Origin of the sequence: Mucilaginibacter angelicae, from assembly GCF_042434235.1 — a bacterium.
GTDB classification, from domain to species: domain Bacteria; phylum Bacteroidota; class Bacteroidia; order Sphingobacteriales; family Sphingobacteriaceae; genus Mucilaginibacter; species Mucilaginibacter angelicae.
Map to the genome: position 1 here is coordinate 186,933 of NZ_JBHLTS010000075.1, position 18,731 is coordinate 205,663.

General features: G+C 42.2%; 17 protein-coding genes and 1 tRNA gene. 10 read left to right on the forward strand and 8 right to left on the reverse strand.

All coding sequences use genetic code 11. From position 1 onward, the window contains the following. Positions 1-77 precede the first annotated feature (77 nt). Both ACFFGT_RS26030 and ACFFGT_RS26035 read right to left on the reverse strand, forming a co-directional pair. Positions 78-431 (reverse strand): SnoaL-like domain-containing protein, encoded by a 354-nt coding sequence (locus ACFFGT_RS26030; RefSeq protein WP_377025440.1) that lies wholly within the window; start codon positions 429-431, stop codon positions 78-80. Between the two features lie 167 nt (positions 432-598). Beyond that, positions 599-955 (reverse strand): nuclear transport factor 2 family protein, encoded by a 357-nt coding sequence (locus tag ACFFGT_RS26035; RefSeq protein WP_377025441.1) that lies wholly within the window; start codon positions 953-955, stop codon positions 599-601. Between the two features lie 189 nt (positions 956-1,144). Between ACFFGT_RS26035 and ACFFGT_RS26040 the strand changes: the two genes are divergently transcribed. The 5 genes from ACFFGT_RS26040 to ACFFGT_RS26060 all read left to right on the forward strand — a co-directional run bounded on the left by ACFFGT_RS26040 (position 1,145) and on the right by ACFFGT_RS26060 (position 3,920). Next, positions 1,145-1,636, forward strand: coding sequence for a hypothetical protein (locus tag ACFFGT_RS26040; protein ID WP_377025442.1), 492 nt, complete (start codon positions 1,145-1,147; stop codon positions 1,634-1,636). A gap of 18 nt (positions 1,637-1,654) precedes the next feature. Beyond that, positions 1,655-2,152, forward strand: a complete 498-nt coding sequence (locus ACFFGT_RS26045) for a hypothetical protein (protein ID WP_377025443.1) — start codon at positions 1,655-1,657, stop codon at positions 2,150-2,152. A 106-nt stretch (positions 2,153-2,258) separates the two neighbouring features. Continuing rightward, on the forward strand, positions 2,259-2,831 hold the full coding sequence (locus tag ACFFGT_RS26050; RefSeq protein WP_377025444.1) for a Crp/Fnr family transcriptional regulator: 573 nt from the start codon (positions 2,259-2,261) through the stop codon (positions 2,829-2,831). Between the two features lie 71 nt (positions 2,832-2,902). Beyond that, complete coding sequence (locus ACFFGT_RS26055) at positions 2,903-3,340, forward strand: carboxymuconolactone decarboxylase family protein (RefSeq protein WP_121231236.1); 438 nt, start codon at positions 2,903-2,905, stop codon at positions 3,338-3,340. A 217-nt stretch (positions 3,341-3,557) separates the two neighbouring features. Continuing rightward, entirely contained in the window at positions 3,558-3,920 is a 363-nt protein-coding gene (locus ACFFGT_RS26060; RefSeq protein ID WP_377025445.1) for a nuclear transport factor 2 family protein, read from the forward strand. A gap of 176 nt (positions 3,921-4,096) precedes the next feature. Here the strand turns inward: ACFFGT_RS26060 and ACFFGT_RS26065 are convergent, their stop codons facing one another. Continuing rightward, entirely contained in the window at positions 4,097-6,052 is a 1,956-nt protein-coding gene (locus tag ACFFGT_RS26065; RefSeq protein ID WP_377025446.1) for a sialate O-acetylesterase, read from the reverse strand. 224 nt (positions 6,053-6,276) lie between these two features. Here ACFFGT_RS26065 and ACFFGT_RS26070 point away from each other — a divergent pair, with 224 nt between their 5' ends. Continuing rightward, positions 6,277-8,661: a TonB-dependent receptor domain-containing protein gene (locus ACFFGT_RS26070; RefSeq protein ID WP_377025447.1), complete on the forward strand. Its 2,385-nt coding sequence runs from the start codon at positions 6,277-6,279 to the stop codon at positions 8,659-8,661. A 69-nt stretch (positions 8,662-8,730) separates the two neighbouring features. Here ACFFGT_RS26070 and ACFFGT_RS26075 read toward each other — a convergent pair whose 3' ends face one another. Beyond that, positions 8,731-9,087, reverse strand: a complete 357-nt coding sequence (locus tag ACFFGT_RS26075) for a winged helix-turn-helix transcriptional regulator (protein WP_377025448.1) — start codon at positions 9,085-9,087, stop codon at positions 8,731-8,733. 103 nt (positions 9,088-9,190) lie between these two features. Between ACFFGT_RS26075 and ACFFGT_RS26080 the strand changes: the two genes are divergently transcribed. Further along, positions 9,191-9,934: an SDR family NAD(P)-dependent oxidoreductase gene (locus tag ACFFGT_RS26080; protein WP_377025449.1), complete on the forward strand. Its 744-nt coding sequence runs from the start codon at positions 9,191-9,193 to the stop codon at positions 9,932-9,934. Between the two features lie 101 nt (positions 9,935-10,035). On the opposite strand, the gene ACFFGT_RS26085 is transcribed toward ACFFGT_RS26080, so the two are convergent. Next, the gene (locus ACFFGT_RS26085; protein ID WP_377025450.1) at positions 10,036-10,779 is read right to left on the reverse strand and encodes a hypothetical protein; all 744 of its coding nucleotides are present in this window, start codon (positions 10,777-10,779) and stop codon (positions 10,036-10,038) included. Positions 10,780-10,889: 110 nt separating this feature from the next. Between ACFFGT_RS26085 and ACFFGT_RS26090 the strand changes: the two genes are divergently transcribed. Then, positions 10,890-11,954 carry a LacI family DNA-binding transcriptional regulator gene (locus ACFFGT_RS26090; RefSeq protein WP_377025451.1) on the forward strand — a complete coding sequence of 355 codons (1,065 nt, stop codon included), beginning with the start codon at positions 10,890-10,892 and terminating at the stop codon, positions 11,952-11,954. A gap of 253 nt (positions 11,955-12,207) precedes the next feature. Here ACFFGT_RS26090 and ACFFGT_RS26095 read toward each other — a convergent pair whose 3' ends face one another. After that, positions 12,208-13,767: a beta-N-acetylhexosaminidase gene (locus ACFFGT_RS26095; protein WP_377025452.1), complete on the reverse strand. Its 1,560-nt coding sequence runs from the start codon at positions 13,765-13,767 to the stop codon at positions 12,208-12,210. 815 nt (positions 13,768-14,582) lie between these two features. Here ACFFGT_RS26095 and katG point away from each other — a divergent pair. Both katG and ACFFGT_RS26105 read left to right on the forward strand, forming a co-directional pair. Then, entirely contained in the window at positions 14,583-16,859 is a 2,277-nt protein-coding gene (gene katG, locus ACFFGT_RS26100; protein ID WP_377025453.1) for a catalase/peroxidase HPI, read from the forward strand. A 158-nt stretch (positions 16,860-17,017) separates the two neighbouring features. Beyond that, positions 17,018-17,089 (forward strand) — tRNA-Arg (locus tag ACFFGT_RS26105). A gap of 203 nt (positions 17,090-17,292) precedes the next feature. Here the strand turns inward: ACFFGT_RS26105 and ACFFGT_RS26110 are convergent. Both ACFFGT_RS26110 and ACFFGT_RS26115 read right to left on the reverse strand, forming a co-directional pair. After that, a complete protein-coding gene (locus ACFFGT_RS26110; RefSeq protein WP_377025454.1) occupies positions 17,293-17,802 on the reverse strand; it encodes an SgcJ/EcaC family oxidoreductase in 510 nt (169 codons plus the stop codon). A gap of 70 nt (positions 17,803-17,872) precedes the next feature. Next, entirely contained in the window at positions 17,873-18,709 is an 837-nt protein-coding gene (locus tag ACFFGT_RS26115) for an AraC family transcriptional regulator (RefSeq protein WP_377025455.1), read from the reverse strand. Positions 18,710-18,731: the final 22 nt, after the last annotated feature.

Sequence of the window (18,731 nt, forward strand, 5' to 3'; positions counted from 1 at the left end):
TCAGCTCTGATTCTATTTATAAAAACAGATTAGTTAAATTCGTAATCGTTCGTATAATTAAGTTTTTCTCCGGCCAGTTAACCTATAAAAAACTGCTGACTAACAATTTTCCCATTTTCAACTTTATAAACACAAATCTCTTCAACCATTTTGCTTCCTTGCCCTATAACTGTGAAGTTCATGGAAAAAACCAAACTAAAGTAACTCCCAGCAAAAATTGCTTCAGACACTTTAATGTCATGAATTTCTACGTTTGAAAGAAACCTTTTTTCGTACTCAATCAAGTTGTGAAGCCCTGTTATGGGTTCATTTTTATTATTCGGATCAATGCTTACTGCATTATCAGCATATAATTCGATATAAGCTTCAACAAATTTAAACTCATTACATAATGAAGCCAGGCGAGTGGCAATTTCTGGTATGGTATTCATTCTTTTAAATTTTGTTTTGTGATATTAATTAACGGTAATACTATGTCAATTATCACAGCATCCTGTATTTAAATTAAAGAATGATATACAAATGATATAACCAGGCAGCATTAAAAACACTCCGGTTTTCACCCGGAACCCGTGATCATTTATACAATTGGAATTAACTATTCCTTTTTATCAACTATATATGATTTAAGTGTTTTTACCTTATCGTTTTCCAGTTCATAAAAATCGGCGTAGTACATCGCCATATCTTCTCCGTTTTTTCCTTTGCATTGAACAAGGCCGTCAATAGCAGCAGTATTACCCTCAACAACAATATGATCCTTGGTTGATGATACCATTTTTATCTCTTTCATTCCGCCAAAAAACTTACCTACTTCATCTTTGCCATTCATAACAGTGATGGTTGAACCTTTCATAGTCCATTGTATATCGTCTGCAAAAAAGCTTAATATTTTATCAACGTCGTTATTATCAAAAGCGTCGATAACCTGTAACACAATTTCTTTAGTTGTCATGATAGTTTTGATTTTGTTTAGGATAAAGTTAGCCCTTATATCAGGAGGGTGAAGGGGGCAAAAATGACATTATCAGGGTGCTTTACGACTAATTGCTGTTATATTCAGATCAGGCAAACAAGAATAAAATCGCGTTTTGGATTTCATGTTTATTATTTAACTTGGTACAGCTAATACCAGCCATATCACATGATCAATAAACAACCACAAAACCAAAGCCCGGCGGCAATTGTAAAAACACTTAATATTATACACATGGCCCTTGCAGCAGGTCAGATCCTGTTTGCAGCAGTCACTTTTATAATTCCTAAAAACCCGGTAAAAGGCCCAGGCAATGATATGCTAATCTATATTGCACCTGTTTTAGCTATTACCTGTTTTATTGCCGGACATATCCTGTTTTTAAAGCTTTTAAGCAACATCAGAAGAGACACCTCGCTGAAAGCCAAACTCATTGCTTATCAATCGGCTACTATTATCAGGCTCGCATTGCTTGAGGGGCCTTCATTGTTTAATATTATAGGCTTTTTATTAACCGGCAAACTGATTTTCCTGGCCATATCTGGAGCCCTTGTCGCCTATTTTATTTACCTGCGCCCCAGCAGGCAAAAAATTGAAGACGATCTGAATTTAGATTACGAAGAAAAGGCAGAACTTGACGGGGTTAATAAAGTTTATTAATCATGATTTCTTAAACATATGAAATCTAAATTCAAATTTTGGCCAAAGTTTTTTTTGCTGATGTGCCTGTTTTTGGGTGTTCTGATAGTCACATATGTTCTCATTTATTTTGATCGTTTTTTTGCCTATGGCAAACCGCTTCATTTCCTATCATTTCCTTATATAATTTTCAACTGTATCATCTTTAGTTTGATAGGCCATCAATTAAATTATAAAGCACATAAAATCAACATTACTGGTGATACGATAACCAGGGTCCGCAGATTTGGGTTTGGCTTAAAAGAAGTTTATAAAATCAATGAGCTCACAGGATTTTTAACCTATTCTATATCTGGCAAAAAAAATGCGAACGAATATTTATACCTGATTGCAGGTGATGAAAAGGTAGCGAAACTATCAACCTATTATCACCAAAACTATCAGGAATTAAAAACATTAATGGCTCAGCATCAAATTCAAAACTTAGGAAATGAACGCTGGACCCTATGGAAACACCTTTCAAAACGAACTATTTGAGCTTTAATGTGAATAACAATTAATATTTGTAAGGATACTTATAAATACTAATTCGTATAATTTGATCCAATTCGAGAAATTTGTGCCGAATATTTATGTCTGATATATGTATCCCGAGCTCATCAACCATATTAAACGATACATTCAGCTATCTGCGGCTGATGAGGATATTATTTGCCGGTATTTTGAACTGAAGAAATTTAAAAAGAAAGAGCTCATCTTAGAACCGGGCAAACTTTGCGCGGGCAATTATTTTGTAACCAAAGGACTGGTTAGGCAATATTTTGTTAATAACAAGCTTAATGAGCAGATCATCCAGTTCGGACTGGAAAACTGGTGGATAGCCGACCAGGACAGCCTGCTTAACCATCAGCCGGCTACCACTTATATCCAAACTATTGAAGCTTCAGAATTACTGCTGCTTAGCGAAAAGAACCGCATAGCATTATTTGAAACTGTGCCCCAAATGGAAAGTTATTTCCGCGTTATGATGCAAAAGGCTTTTATTGCATCGCAACGGCGTATTGGGTATATTTTTAATCAAAACGATGAAGAGCGCTACCGCCATTTCACAGGTCTGTTTCCGGGTTTTGTGCAGCGGGTACCTCAATATATGCTGGCATCTTACCTGGGCTTCACCCCGCAGTTTTTAAGCAGGCTCAGGGCCAAAAAAATCTGATTTTCTTAAACTCAGTTCATTTTTTGAAGGCATGTTTATCCCCAACTTTGTATTAACAAAAAGAAAACAACATGAACCGTTTAAAAATGAACACCGCCGAACCGGCCGGTTACAGGGCCTTGATAGCCCTTGAAAAATATATTGAAAGTACAGGTTTAACCACCCGTCATAAAGATCTGATCAAGATCCGTGCTTCACAAATTAATGGCTGTGCCTTTTGTGTGGATATGCATACCACCGATGCCCGCAAAGCCGGCGAAACCGAACGCCGCATCTATAACATCAGCGTTTGGCGCGATACCCCTTTCTTTGATGAACAGGAGCGTGCCATACTGGCTCTTACAGAAGAAGTAACCCTGATCACCGGCCGCGTATCCGACGAAACTTATAAAAAAGCAGCCGAAGTACTTGACGAACTCTACCTGGCACAGGTGATTATGGCCATTATCACCATCAACGCATGGAACCGCATTGGTATAGCTACCGAGCTTCAGCCACCGCTTAATTAAGCCTTTAATTTCCATTGTTTTAATAGGAAGCCGCCTGTGTAATACCGGGCGGCTTTATTGTTTTATACTTATGTAACGTCCTGAAATTTTCAAAAAACTTTGCGGCTTAGCGCCTTTTCGCGAAAATAATTCCCGTTTGGGTAATTGATGATCAGCTTTTCATTACGGAATAATTATTGATAGTATACGGCAACATTGTAAACCAAAAACAATACCTATGGCAACAGAAGCAAATGCAGCCCCGGGCAGTGCTAACGATGTAGTACTGCAATTTATAAAAGCCTTAAATGAAGAAGATTTTGCAGCAGCGCGCGGCCATGCTGCCGATGACCTGAAATTTATTGGCGTACTTGGTGAACGCGATGGCGCCGAAGCCTATTTTACCGATATGCGGCGCATGAAGCTGAAATACGACATCAAACGGGTGTTTAGTGATGGCGATGATGTGTGCATCTTTTACGATATAGATATGGGTGGCACAACCATATTCAGCTGCGGATGGTACCATGTGGTGGATGGAAAGGTAAATTCTATCAGGGTGATATTTGATCCGCGGCCCATTCTTGAGGCCAAAAAATAATGCAAAACAAAATCGTCATTGCAAGGCACGAAGCCAACCGACCTTAGAGAGCTCATTAATACCTATAAAAATCAAATTATAATTATTAATAATCCCAAACTTACAGGGCGGACCTGCCAATCGGGGATTGCTTCGTGCCTCGCAATGACGCTTTTTTAGCTCTGCGATTTTTATAACTATTTATCCACCCAATTATCCGTGCGGAACGGGGAAGCAGGCAAACCGGCACCATTATATAATGTAATCACCGGGTTATTTGCCCAGGCATACCTTACCGCCACCGGGCTTTTAACATCTGGGCTGCTCACGATAACCTTGTCCCCTTTTATCACGGCAGTTGCCCAATGAAACTTCATATCATCGCCGGCTATGGCAAAGCCCTGCATAGTTTCGCCGCCCTGTGCCTTTAAGCCACCATCTGTAAAGTTGAAGCTTAACTCTATCTGATCACCAGCTATCTTTTGCGATTTATACATCGGGCCCGAATAAGGCTGCGATATATGGTACGTTTTGTCTAAAGCTACCAGCGCCAAACGGCGGCCAACTTCCTGTTTATTTTTGGGGTGGATATTATCCGTTTCTCCTAAGTCAGCAGCCACAGCCATTCCTGTATTAGGGAGTTCAAGCGCTTTTGCCTGCGCCTCCCGCAACTCGGCCCAGTCGGATGGAATTGGATCAGCAGCGCGTTTTTGCCAGTTGGCCAGCTGTACAAAGTAAAACGGAAATTTACCTTCGTTCCAGATGCCACGCCAGCCGTTTATCATCCCCTCAAACAATTCGTTATACTGGCGTGCCCTAACTGCATTGCTCTCGCCCTGGTACCAGATCACACCACGGATAGTCATGGGTGTGAGCGGATTGATCATAGCATTATATAACACGGTCATTTTATTAGGATCGTTGGCTACGGGCATTGGTGGCAGGCTTCGCATATTAACCCCTACCTTATAATCCCAATTACCGGCCAAAGAGATCTTCTCGCCCGATGCCGACACCAGCTGCATATCATCGCCTCCATACAAACCGCCGTTCCCGCCGCTGTCAAATACCCTAACCGTAATAACCGCTTCGCCAGCCTTTACTTTTGCGCCGGGGATGGTATAATTGCGTGATTGCAGAAAACCATCTGTCGCGCCTATTTTTTCGCCGTTAAGCCAGGTAATTTCATTATCATCTATTTTACCCAGGCTCAGCTTAACATCCTTCCCTGCCCAAGCAGCAGGGATAGTGATCTTTTTACGGAACCATACCACACCATCAAAATCGTTCAAACCGCCTTTTTCAAAAAACTGGGGCAATAACATATTGCGCCAGCCAGTGGTATCCGGATTAAACGCGTTATTATTGATGTAACCCCAATCAGCTGCAGAGGCTGTTTTATTCCAGTTTTCCAGTTTTTGCGCAAAGGTTGTTGCTGTTTCTGTTTTAGCGGCTTCCTGTTGCTCCCTGATCCGGGTGCTGAAAACCGGATTATTACTTAAGGTATTCCCGTCGCTCCAGGCCTCAATTATGGTACCGCCCCAGTTTGAGCTGATTAAACCGACAGGGATTTTTGCCTGTTTGCTGATCTCCCTGGCAAAAAAATAGGCCACTGCCGAAAATTCGCCGATAGTTTGGGGCGAGCATACCATCCAGCCATTGTTAGCCACCTTGACACCGGTTTGTGGCACAAGGTTATTAGCCTGCGATACCTGCAATAAACGGATCTCCGGGTAATCGGCACTGGCAATCTCTTCTTTATAATTATTTACCTGCCCCCAGCCAGCTACGGGCATTTCCATGTTCGACTGGCCGGAGCAAACCCACACCTCGCCTATCAGTACATTATTTAAAACTACAGGGTCGCTGCCATCGGTTATGGTAACCTTATAAGGGCCACCGTACGATGGGGTTTTGATTTTAGTTTTCCAGTTACCGTCTGCATCGGCAACGGTAGTGTAGGTTTTATTATTCCATGAAGAAGTAATGCTTACCGTTTTACCTGCATCGGCTGTGCCCCAAACCCGGGCCATAGTTTTTTGCTGTAAAACCATATTATCGCTAAAAACACCGGGCATTACCACTTTGGCAAAAACGCCGGTATTTAACAATAAACCACCAATTAACACAGGCAGATACTTTTTTAGATTCATTATATTTTGTTTTACGAACATAGGTTTTACTGATGTTTGACTGCCCTAAGTTAAGTGCTGTAGCTGACAAATTAAAAAACGTTTTAGCAACATTTATCATACAATTATTTCTTTAAGGTTGACGAAATCAGTATTTAATAACAATCTTTACTTTATTTAGACTTAATATAAATAAAGACATATATTTGCCCGTGTTTAAGTCACATTAACTCATTTTACTATTGATGAAACCCTTATTTTCCATCATCCTCGCATTTTTGTTTATCACGCCATTTACTTTATACGCGCAAACAACAGGCAATATTACCGGTAAAGTAACTTTGGTCGACGGCCAGCCGCTTGCATCCGGCTCAGTATCCATCATTGAACTTGCCAAAACCACACTCACCGACGAACATGGCGATTATGCTTTTAATAATATTGCCGAAGGTAATTATACCATTAAGGTGCAGGTATTGGGAGCAGCCCAAAAGGATATCCCGGTAAAAGTAACTGCAGGGCAAACCGTTACGGTTAATTACCAACTCCCGAAAGAGAACGTACAGGCTTTGCAGGAGGTAACCATAACCACCAATACCAACAAATTTTCAAAAAAAGAGAGCGTTTACATTGCGCGCCTCCCTTTAAAAAATCTTGAAAACCCGCAGGTTTACAACTCAGTTTCTAAAGAACTGATCCAGGAGCAAGTGGCAGTTGATCTGGGCAGCATTTCCAAAAATGTACCAGGAGCAGGGATCCCTATGATTGCCAACCAGGGCAGGGTTACTTTCCGTTCACGCGGCTTTGAAACTGAGCCTAATGCCCGTAACGGTGTAGCAGGTGCAGCATTTTCTTTTATCGACCCGGTAAATCTTGAACGTATTGAAGCCATCAAGGGGCCATCGGCAACATTATTTGGCACCAGTATATCCAGCAGCTACGGCGGTTTATATAATCGCGTTACCAAAAAACCTTACAACGGTTTTGGCGGCGAAGTAGCTTACTACGGCGGCAGCTGGAACTTTAACCGCATTGCCTGGGATGTAAACACCCCGGTTAATGCCGATAAAACAGCATTGTTCCGTTTAAATGGAGCTACCTCTTTTCAAAAAAGTTTCCAGGACCTGGGTTTTACCAATACCATAAGCCTTGCCCCAAGTTTCTCATACCAGATAACCGACAGGCTTTCTTTATTGCTTGATGTTGAATTTGGCCAGGCTAAAGGAACTTCGGTAGTACGCTTTAACCCTTTTGTTGGATACAAAACACCAACAACACAGTCAATAGCTGATATAGGTTTTCCGTACAATAAAACCTTCCTGAGTAATGATCTGGCTTACTCAACTCAAATGCTGAACATCTTTGCACAGTTAAACTACAAGATTTCAGAAAAATGGACCTCGCAAACCATTATTTCCCGTTCCCGCTCCACCATTAACGGTTACATCACCGCGCTTAACGGTAAATCGGCAACTACGATGAGCCCCCAGGTTATTGCAGGTAACACATCGTTTATAGCTACCGACCTGCAACAAAACTTCATTGGTGATTTTAAGATCGGTAATCACCGTAACCGTGTGGTAGCAGGGTTGGATTATTACAACAACTCCAATAGTTTTGACAGGGTAACTGTTAACCTTCCGGCAATTGATTTTATTAATGTTCCGTCAACCTACCGCGTTAGCCGCTTTAAGATCGACTCGCTGACCAGCAAAGGAACATTGAGAAAAGAAAACAATGGCGATAATACTTACGCCGCGTATATATCAGATGTATTTAATGTTACCGATCAATTATTGGTAATGGCCAGCTTACGGGCCGATCGTTATCAATATGGCGGTGTATATAATATTGCAACAGGTGTAACTGCTGGTGGCCTTGGCGCTAACGGCGTACAAACAGGGCCGTACGGGCAAACTGCTTTCTCGCCTAAATTAGGTGTAGTTTATGAATTGTTTAAAGACAAGTTATCGTTATTCGGTAACTACATGAACGGCTTTTTTAACAAAAGCGGTGTGTTTAAAGATGGCAGCAGCTTTAAACCAGAACATGCTAACCAGCTCGAATTTGGTGTAAAAGGGGATGTGTTTGACCACAGGCTTACCGGTACTATCAGTTACTACGACATTGAGGTGAAAGATATCATCAGGCCTGATCCGGCCGATCCGGTAAACTATTCTGTACAGGACGGTAACCAGCGAAGCCGCGGTGTTGAGGTTGACCTTACTGCCAACCCATTCGCGGGCCTTAACATTGTGGCCGGTTACGCTTACAACGACAGCAAAGTAACAAAAGGCGATTCAACAACAGTTGGCTTGCGCCCAGGCTTATCCGGCTCGCCTCATACTGTAAACTTTTGGGTTAGCTATCGCATCCCGACAGGTAACCTAAGAGGCTTGGGCGCCGGTTTTGGCGGTAATTACGGTAATGCATCGTTCCAAACCAATACCAAAACCACAAAGATCATCATTCCATCTTATACCCTGCTTGATGCAACGCTGTTTTATGATCAGCCTAAATACCGCATCAGCTTCAAGGTTGATAACTTAACCAGCGAAAAAGCATGGTCGGTAAGGTTAACGCCACAGGCGCCTGCCAGGTTTATCGGCAGCATGAGTCTTAAGTTTTAATATAATGGGGGCGTTGAGCTCCCAATAATGGCCGGAAGATTTAAATTTTCCGGCCATTACTTTTTATTTTTACCTGTCGCCAATAATTACCTCACGATGTTTCTTACCCCAGGCTGCAAGGTCGTGAATGATGCCTTGTAATGTACAGCCATATTCAGTTAAATTGTACTGAACGGTAACAGGCTGAGTATCCAAAACAGTTCGCTTCACCAGCTTATTCTGTTCCAGCTCCTTTAGTTCTTTGCTTAACATTTTGTTTGATATGCCATCCACATCATTCAGAATATCTAAAAACCTTCTCTGGTTATAATAGCAAATGGATGATATGATGGAAATTTTCCATTTACCGCTCAATACATCCATTGCGTCATGGATGGCCATGATTTCTTTTTTGTGCCCTGCAATACAGGCGTTGATGTCAGTCATAAGTTACCTTGTTACCCAAAAGTTACTGTTACTTTTGGTTACAAAGTAACGAAAATAAATCAATCTGCACTAAGTTTGCATCATCAACAAATGAAAATTTAAAATGAACTTCAAAGACAAAAATGTAGTAATAACAGGTGGCAGCACAGGAATTGGCTTTGCAACCGCACAGGCATTCATTAACGCAGGCGCAAACGTATGGATCACCAGCAGAAGTGCCGGCAACCTGCAAAAAGCGGCCGAAAAAATTAACAGTCCCCAATTAAAAACCGTGGTTTCGGACACTTCAAATCTGGAAGGCATCTCAATTTTAGAAAAAGCGATTGCAGAAAGCGGAAACAAACTGGATGCACTTTTCCTTAATGCAGGTATAGCTGCATTTGCACCAATTGAACAAGCCACCGAAGCTGAGTTTGATGCGCAATTCAATACCAATGTTAAAGGTCATTTCTTTACACTCCAAAAGTTAATTCCCCATTTGGCAGATGGCTCGGCAGTTATATTCACTTCTTCGGTAGTTGCAACAGCTTCAAACATAGGAACCAGCTTGTATTCGGCCACCAAAGGTGCATTAAATAAAATTGCCCAAATTGCAGCGAATGAATTAGCTGAAAGAAAGATCCGCGTAAATATTGTAAGCCCGGGCCCCATTCAAACACCCGGATTAGAATATGCCCTGCCTGCAGAAGCCAAACCACATTTGGCTGCCGCTACCGCGCTGCAGCGTATAGGCGATGCGGAAGAGATTGCCAGTACCGTATTGTTCCTTGCATCTGATGCAGCAAGTTATATTAATGGAACAGACATAGTGGTTGACGGTGGTTATCTTAACTACGGGTTGAAATAAAACAGCAGCAATATTCCTTCAACAAAAAGGGGAAGTATTCATAGCCTGAGTTTATTCCGGCTATGAATGCATCCCTTTTCACTTTCTATCAGGATAGATCATTATTTACCTGTGATCTCCGAAGCAGAGATCTGCAGGCAATAATTACAGCGATGGCGAATCGCTGAATAAGCTACTCCATTATAATTACCGGGTGATGGGTCTTCCCAATCCTCCCTGATAACATAAAGCCCAGGCATAGTGGGTTTAAAAAATGCCTCGCCCTGCTCGTTGGTTAGCAGTTCCTTCTCCCAGTTTTCGGGGTTAAAAACCCTTAGGGACGTTTTAGGTTCTGCAATGCGGTCATCTTTAAATGCTTTAACTGTTATCAATCCGTTTTTGCTTGTAGTGATGATATCCAATAGTTGGGCCGGGGTCGAAATTATATTTCCGTTGCCTACCTGGTAAGCAGCACACAAATAATCAATAGGCCTGATGTTTTTGCCTCCGGTTTTAGACCGGTCAACAACCGGGTGCGTATCATTGATGCCCAGGATCCGGTAAATACCCGTATGCGGGGGTGTAAAGGCCGCTTCCCAGCAATCTGCCTTTTTTATCATAGGCAATGCTATTTTGTTACCACTTTCGTCCAAAACAAATACTTCAAAATCCCCGGCGCGGGTAAGCTCAGTACCTGTATCCCGGTGACGAATGCTGAATTCATCGATATTGCCGTAACAAACCTGGATATATGCGGTTTCGTTCAATTTCCCTGAGCCTTTAATCTCCATCCAGTAAGCACTCGCGTTACCGGCAAAAGGCATAAATATAAAAAGCAGGATAATCCTGAATACAGCTAATTTCATTTCGCCAAAATAATAATTATATATAAGCATTAATTAAAATCACGCATCTCCGCCCCCTCCCTGATTTAAAAAATGATTATCAAATTATAGTACATTTGGCTTGTATATACATGAAAAAAACAGGAACCGAATTAACAGGCGTTAAAGAAATTGCCCGGAGAGCAAACGTATCCATCGGCACTGTCGACAGGGTGATCCATAACAGAAAGGGGGTATCTGAGGAAACCAAAAATAAGATCAATGCCATAATTGAGGAGATGGATTTTCGCCCCAATAAAATGGCCAGCCTTTTAGCCTCCCGTAAGATCTTGAATTTCGCTGTCCTGATCCCCGCCGTTTCAGATGAAACAGATTATTGGAGCTATCCCTTAAATGGTATAAAGCAGGCGGCGGAAGAGATCAGGCAGTTTGGTGTCATTGTTCAATACTACTTTTACAACCTCGACTCAAAAAGCAGCTTCCATACAGCAGCCGAAGAGATGCTGCAAAACGAACCGGATGCCATACTGATGGCACCATCGTTTGTAGAAGAATCAATTGGGTTTACCCAAAAGATCCGGGAACTTGAACTGCCGCTGGTATTTATTAATTCGGATTTACCCGATCAGCCTGGCCTTAGTTATATCGGGCCCGAACTTTATCAAAGCGGTAAACTTGCGGCGCAGCTTACAAGCTTTGCTCTTCAAAAGCCGGATAAAATTTTAACAATAAATATAGCAACCGGCCTGGAAAACAATCATCACCTGCTGCGGAAAGAACAGGGATTTAAAAGGTTTTTTGAAGACAGCGGCTTAGCCAATGAGGTTATCACCCTCAACATCAACGATACTAAACTTGACCCGACGGAAAAAGCATTGCTCCCTGCTTTAACCGCCGAACCAGCTATTAAAGCCATTTTTGTAACTAACTCAAGAGTGAACGTTATAGCCGAAATTTTAGCGAAACACAAACGAACAGATATTTTGCTTGTTGGCTACGATTTTTTGAAAAAGAACATCGATTACCTTATAACCGGTCAAATCACCTTCCTCATTTGTCAGCGCCCTAAAGAGCAGGGCTATCTCGGGGTTATGGCACTTTACAAGCACCTCTTTAAAATAAGCGAAGTTGAAAAATCAACTTATATGCCTATCGATATTATCACGAAGGAAAACTATATGTTTTATAATGGTTAGGCCCAAATACCGATCTGTATCTTTTTATCATACACATAAATTAAAACCTATTGTCATACGATAGAGCAAGCGAGGGTAGAAGCGCCGGAGCGAAAGAGAAATCTTATGCATCAAGCATGACCGGCACATATGGCGTATACGATTTCTCACCCTTGCCCGGCTATTTCCTTCCCTTCAAGGGTTCGAAATGACATTTTCTTTTATTTAAGCAATTAGATTCACAAGATAATCCTTCAAACAGAGCATCAACCCCTCATCTTATCTTAGCCAACCGATTATACATTACATGGATCTTTTGGCTCCTTAACAGGTTTTCCTCATCCAATGCCGGTTTATAAAGAAAATCCCCGTTAAGCGTCGTAAACTCAGCGTTCAGCTTTTGCTCATCAGCTAATAGTTTATCGAGTTTTGTCAAGTACGCCGGGGCCTGATCAGCAGAAAAACCGGGGGAGTTTACTTCAGCTTCAATTTTCATGTAGGTGAGGTAATATACCCTGATGCCGGCCATTAAAACATAATGCTTAAATTCCTGTGCCCCTTTTACAGGCTGTAGTGATTTCAACGCGTTCAGGGCATTGGTGGCGCTATCCAGCAGCTGGCTTACGGTTATCTCTTTTGGCGACACTACCTTGCCATGAACTACATTATAGGGCGTTGAAAACAAAGCATTTTTAAACTGCATAGCCTGCCCGGAGCTTAAACCATAATGAACGCTGCAATAATTTGTGATAAACTGATCATTAGTTAACTTTTGTCCGGCATTCAGTGTGTTTAAATAATAGCTTACCAGGATATTGAAACCACTTAAGGGATACACATGCCGGATAGCATACAAGTCGATCAGCTCATCCTCCGATTCAAACAGGGAAGAATAAACACCCGATGTTGACCATGATGTCATAACGATACCTTTATAACCCAGCTTTCGCGATAGCGGGATAAAATCCCGGATGTTATTAAAATGCTTTTGCCAGTCGGTAAGGAAATAGTTATCAGGATAACTCCTGATAGCAGGCGATCCCCAGATCTCATAGCCCGATTTTAATAATTTGGCATGATCGCCAAAGTGGTTTACGTCCCAGCCATAATTCCAGTCAACAAAAATGGTTTCTTTAGGCAGCAGGTTAATATAATCAGGATATTTCAGGGCGATATCGGCCCATACAACCGGTCTTTTGCCCAACCCAACCACAATATCACACAGCATTTTAATGTGATCAAAATACAATCGCGACAGGCCTATTTCCGCAGCCCGTTTTTTGCACTTTTCGCAATGCCCCAATAGATAAGTTTCATCGCCGCCGATATGGATGTATGGCGAGTTATGAGTAGAAACCAGGTCGGTATACAATGTAGTAAACAGCTTTTTGTTTAGTTCGGGCTCACTGGGGCAAACCTGGCTAAAATCCTTCTGGTCTTCACGCAGGGCGGCATATTTATAATTACGCAGAATGTACTCCACATGCCCAAAACTTTGCTGCAGCGGAATTACCTGGATATGAAGCGAATTACAATAACTGACAAATTCGCGTACCTCTGCCCTTGAATAGGCGTACCTGTTGGCAATAAGTGGTTCTTTGACAAATGGATAACTGCCCTCCCACTCCATTATTACAGTATTAATACCGTTTTTACTCAGGTTTAATACAAACTGCTTTAAAGCAGGCAATTTCATTACCTGGATCCGCATATCCAAATGAAAACCTTTTACCTGAACCGAATCGGCCGGTTTTACGTTGATGGCCAATGCCGAAAAACTTGTGCCTGCAATTAAAAGGATTAAAATTAAGCTACGCTGCAAATGGATCTTCATGGCAATTCTATGTCTATGTTATTATCAATTCCAGATGGCTCTGTTTAGCTGGGATATCGCTTAACGTGTACGCACACGAAATACAATAATACACATTTACAAATAAAAAAAGCTGTTCAAAAAACAGCTTTACTTAATATTTAAAAAATGTATCACAAATTTGTTCAGGCAGCACCGGAAAATGACCAGAAAGATAAATTTAGATGAACCAACCAATTAGAAAAGGGAATTAAACAATGCGCTATCCCTGGCTAACACATTGTTTATTTAACTAAAACTGTATTTTACAATGAAAATACTCATTAAAGAACTATCGGGAATATTTTATAGGCTACTGAAACTGCCTTATATTTTTATGTTGTCAACATTAACGCTTACTAAAATATTTATACAATTCAATCACATCGGATTATCCGGTAATCGCTCTTACGTTTTAACAAGACGCTGTTGATTGGGCTATAGTTGCGCAGGATCGGACATTTTTTTTCATGCTGATAAGATTAAGGTTGGCACAAAACTAAAAAAATCGACAACAAATTGGTCAGATATAATCTAAAAAAGTGTTTTTTACCTATTAATTAAGGTAAAATTCGAGTTACAACGGGTAATAAGCGGGCTGTAAAGGCAATCCGATTAAGATAAATGGCATTTTTTGTTGCTTTTTACCGCTTGATTGTCATTTAACCGTGTTATAGTTTTTAGCTATCAGCACATAGAATTAATTGATTGTGATTGTTGCTTTTAACATCATAATTTTATAACACTTAATACCTAACCAAGGGTTTAAGCTACAGATTCAATATATAAACACAATTATGGAAAACGGATCAAATGACATCAGTAAATGCCCGTTTCACAACGGCACTATGAAAAACAATGTTGGCGGCGGTGGTACGCGAAACCACAATTGGTGGCCTAACCAGTTAAAGCTGAATATCCTGCGTCAGCACTCTTCCTTATCAAACCCGATGGATGACGGTTTTAATTATGCTGAAGCTTTTAAAAGCCTCGACCTTGAAGCGGTAAAGCAAGATCTTCATGCGCTTATGACCGACTCGCAGGATTGGTGGCCGGCAGATTTTGGCCACTATGGCGGTTTGTTTATCCGCATGGCCTGGCACAGTGCCGGAACCTACCGTGTAGGTGATGGCCGCGGCGGGGCCGGTGCGGGGCTGCAACGTTTTGCGCCGCTTAACAGCTGGCCCGATAACGTGAGCCTTGATAAGGCCCGCAGGCTGCTTTGGCCAATTAAGCAAAAATATGGCCGCAAAATTTCATGGGCCGATCTGATGATCCTTACCGGTAACATCGCGCTTGAATCAATGGGCTTTAAAACCTTCGGCTTTGCCGGTGGTCGTGAAGATGCCTGGGAAGCAGATGAGTCTGTATACTGGGGTTCGGAAACTACCTGGCTGGGCGGCGATGTGCGCTATGCACATGGTTCGCCGGGCGTACAGGAAGGTCATGGCGTGCTGGTATCTGACGATGGTGCCAACGGTGATATTCACTCCCGCAATCTTGAGAAACCGCTTGCTGCCGTGCAAATGGGATTGATCTATGTAAATCCCGAAGGGCCTGATGGTAACCCCGACCCGATCATGTCTGCTAAAGATATCCGCGATACATTTGGCCGCATGGCCATGGATGATGAGGAAACCGTTGCTTTGATAGCAGGCGGCCACACCTTTGGTAAAACCCATGGCGCTGCATCTGCAGACAATGTAGGCAAAGAGCCTGAAGCTTCAGATATTGAACTGCAGGGCTTTGGCTGGCACAATGGTTACGGCTCGGGTAAAGGTGCTGATGCCATTACCAGCGGCCTTGAAGTAACCTGGACCACCACCCCGACCAAATGGAGCAATAACTTTTTCGAAAACCTGTTTGGCTTTGAATGGGAATTAACCAAAAGCCCGGCCGGCGCCCACCAATGGGTAGCTAAAAATGCAGAAGCCATCATCCCCGATGCGTACGACGGCTCTAAAAAGCATTTACCAACCATGCTTACTACCGATCTTGCCTTAAGGTTTGATCCCGCTTATGAAAAAATTTCAAGACGCTTCCTGGAAAACCCCGATCAATTTGCAGATGCTTTTGCACGGGCCTGGTTTAAATTAACCCACCGCGATATGGGTCCGAGGGTACGCTACCTTGGTGCCGATGTACCCGAAGAAATACTGCTTTGGCAGGACCCAATTCCGGCAGCCGACCACGCACCGATAGCAGAAAACGATATTGCTGTCTTAAAAGCTAAAGTTTTAGCTTCAGGCTTAAGTATATCTGAGTTGGTTTCAACCGCCTGGGCTTCTGCTTCTACCTTCCGCGGTACTGATAAACGTGGCGGCGCTAATGGCGCACGCATCCGCCTGGCCCCACAAAGGTACTGGCAGGTTAACAACCCTGCGCAATTACAAAAGGTGCTGAACGTACTTGAAGGGATCCAGCAGGAGTTTAACGGTGCACAGACCGATGGTAAAAAAGTTTCACTGGCCGACCTGATCGTACTGGCCGGATCGGCAGGTGTTGAAAAAGCAGCTAAGGATGCCGGACATGACATCACCGTTCCGTTTACAGCAGGCCGTACAGATGCTTCGCAGGAACAAACCGATGTTGAGTCATTCGGTTACCTGGAGCCGGCAGCCGATGGTTTCCGCAACTACCGCAGGACAAAATTTGCTGTATCAACCGAAGAATTGCTGATTGATAAAGCGCATTTGCTTACGCTAACAGCACCCGAACTAACCGTATTATTAGGCGGCCTGCGTGTATTAAACATCAATTTTGACGGTTCGAAACATGGCGTGTTTACCTCACGCGAGGGAGTGCTTAGTAACGATTTCTTTGTGAACCTGCTTGATATGGGCACTGCCTGGAAAGCAACAGGCGCTGATAAAGAACTTTATGAAGGCAGTGACCGTGCCACCGGCGCTGTAAAATGGACAGCAACCCGTGCCGACCTGGTGCTGGGTTCCAATTCAGAACTGAGGGCCGTTGCCGAAGTATACGCAAGCACCGACGCTAAGGATAAGTTTGTTAAAGACTTTGTAGCAACCTGGGTTAAAGTGATGAACCTTGACAGGTTTGACATTGCTTAATCTTAAACAGCACGATTAAAAACGATAAAAGCCTCAAGTCGGAAGATTTGAGGCTTTTTGTTTATTTAGCCGTTACCGGATTGCTGTATTATGGCAAATGTTAATGTATTAAACAATGCTTTGGGTTTAAATCAATTTTATATCTTTGCCTCAATATTGCTTCCGTAGTTCAATGGATAGAATTATGGTTTCCGGTACCATCGATATGAGTTCGAATCTCGTCGGGAGCACTCTATTGGACAAGTGAAAAAGAGCATCACTTGTCCATTTTTTTTCGCACCCAATTAATTGGCTGTTAATCAGCAAAAATAACATCTATCGCTTCGTTCTTTCACGGAGTTCGAACCTCAAAACCGGAAGCAATAAAACAAAATCACTTCAACGTCCGGCCAGTATAAGAGCAAATAAATATTGTGGCTTGTGCTCCCAACTGTCAATTTTTACCGGGCGAGTTATGAGGCAACAACATTTGATTGATAAGTGTCATCTGCGTCGCAGTTACCTTCCATTCACCGTTTTTCCTTACAAAAATTTCAATTTTCCATTTATAATCTACATCGCCTTTTTTGTACTGGCGAAACGGTACCTCATAGTCTTTGTCAGCAAACAATGTTTCTTCGGTATACACTATTGCTAAATCAGGTGTTAAGAACCTTGCCTGCTTAAATTCAAATTTTAACGAGGTAGGCGCCAGGCAACAGTCATTGAGGAGGTTGAAATGCGCAAGGATATCATCCCTGCCCTGCCAAAACTGGCCTACAAAATTTATCAATGTTGCATCGTCCGTAAAATAACTGCTTAAGGCCTTCCAATCATGCCTGTTCCATGCCTGTTCCTGCTGCTGAATAATGTTTTTAATAGCGATCTCGTCCTTTGTGTTGTTTTGTGCAAACAACGCAGTTGCCAGAAAAATAAATAAAGAAGTTAAGATTGACTGTTTCATAATAATTGATTTTATTACGAAATTAGTCTGGCGCGGCACCGGGATAATAGTACAAATACGACGTTTTACTTTAATGAAATATTCCTTTTATGATGGGGAAAGGGTGGTCTTTAAAGGCATCTGAGATCTCTTTTGGATTGGCATTTGCAAACATTTTAAAATCCCTGATCAGGTGCATCTGGTCAAAATAATTGCATTCATATGCTACCTGTGTCCATGTAATGTGGGGGTTATACTCCTTTAACAGCCATGCCTTGCCAAATCGAACCAGCCTGCTGTAAAATTTTGGTGATACACCCATCCGGTCTTTAAAAGCTCTTTCAAACTGGCGGTTGCTCATGTTTGCTTTTTTTACAAGCTCATCAATCTTAATGGTACCGCCGTATTTTATTAATTCGGGTATAACATGATCAATAGAAATTGGCCTTTTAATTTTTGAAAGATGGCTGAACATAAATTCGTCAGCGATATTTTTCATCGCGTTAAAGTCTGCGCTATTTGCAAAAGCATCCACAATATTTCTCACCCAACTTCCGAACACGGCCTCACCGTCATAGTCTGTCTGGATCATTTCCTGCATAGGCTGGCCGATCAATCTATATAACGCCCCAGGCTGGAACCCGATCTTTATCATGAGACTGTCGCGTCCAAGTGTAAGAACGCTGCGTTCTGTTTGGGGGCCGGTAATGGTACAGGCATAAAGTGTCTTAACTTGTTTTGTACTAACATCCTGTACCGTTGGTTTGTCGTACGGATAAAATAAAATAGCATGCTCCGGCAATGGCGGGAATGAAAAGGATAAGTTAATTTTCGGATTGTCGATAATTACACGGCCAATCATAATATTATTGACCACATGGCTAAGTGCCGGATGAGGTGCAAAGAATAATTGTTTATTGGTCAGCATGGTTGATAGGCAGTGTAAATAA

What these genes read in the sequence shown, in the direction of transcription:
- ACFFGT_RS26030 (WP_377025440.1), bottom strand. Translation starts at nt 431, where the DNA reads ATGAATACCATACCAGAAATTGCCACTCGCCTGGCTTCATTATGTAAT.
- ACFFGT_RS26035 (WP_377025441.1), bottom strand. Translation starts at nt 955, where the DNA reads ATGACAACTAAAGAAATTGTGTTACAGGTTATCGACGCTTTTGATAAT.
- ACFFGT_RS26040 (WP_377025442.1), top strand. Translation starts at nt 1,145, where the DNA reads ATGATCAATAAACAACCACAAAACCAAAGCCCGGCGGCAATTGTAAAA.
- ACFFGT_RS26045 (WP_377025443.1), top strand. Translation starts at nt 1,655, where the DNA reads ATGAAATCTAAATTCAAATTTTGGCCAAAGTTTTTTTTGCTGATGTGC.
- ACFFGT_RS26050 (WP_377025444.1), top strand. Translation starts at nt 2,259, where the DNA reads ATGTATCCCGAGCTCATCAACCATATTAAACGATACATTCAGCTATCT.
- ACFFGT_RS26055 (WP_121231236.1), top strand. Translation starts at nt 2,903, where the DNA reads ATGAACCGTTTAAAAATGAACACCGCCGAACCGGCCGGTTACAGGGCC.
- ACFFGT_RS26060 (WP_377025445.1), top strand. Translation starts at nt 3,558, where the DNA reads ATGGCAACAGAAGCAAATGCAGCCCCGGGCAGTGCTAACGATGTAGTA.
- ACFFGT_RS26065 (WP_377025446.1), bottom strand. Translation starts at nt 6,052, where the DNA reads ATGAATCTAAAAAAGTATCTGCCTGTGTTAATTGGTGGTTTATTGTTA.
- ACFFGT_RS26070 (WP_377025447.1), top strand. Translation starts at nt 6,277, where the DNA reads ATGAAACCCTTATTTTCCATCATCCTCGCATTTTTGTTTATCACGCCA.
- ACFFGT_RS26075 (WP_377025448.1), bottom strand. Translation starts at nt 9,087, where the DNA reads ATGACTGACATCAACGCCTGTATTGCAGGGCACAAAAAAGAAATCATG.
- ACFFGT_RS26080 (WP_377025449.1), top strand. Translation starts at nt 9,191, where the DNA reads ATGAACTTCAAAGACAAAAATGTAGTAATAACAGGTGGCAGCACAGGA.
- ACFFGT_RS26085 (WP_377025450.1), bottom strand. Translation starts at nt 10,779, where the DNA reads ATGAAATTAGCTGTATTCAGGATTATCCTGCTTTTTATATTTATGCCT.
- ACFFGT_RS26090 (WP_377025451.1), top strand. Translation starts at nt 10,890, where the DNA reads ATGAAAAAAACAGGAACCGAATTAACAGGCGTTAAAGAAATTGCCCGG.
- ACFFGT_RS26095 (WP_377025452.1), bottom strand. Translation starts at nt 13,767, where the DNA reads ATGAAGATCCATTTGCAGCGTAGCTTAATTTTAATCCTTTTAATTGCA.
- katG (WP_377025453.1), top strand. Translation starts at nt 14,583, where the DNA reads ATGGAAAACGGATCAAATGACATCAGTAAATGCCCGTTTCACAACGGC.
- ACFFGT_RS26110 (WP_377025454.1), bottom strand. Translation starts at nt 17,802, where the DNA reads ATGAAACAGTCAATCTTAACTTCTTTATTTATTTTTCTGGCAACTGCG.
- ACFFGT_RS26115 (WP_377025455.1), bottom strand. Translation starts at nt 18,709, where the DNA reads ATGCTGACCAATAAACAATTATTCTTTGCACCTCATCCGGCACTTAGC.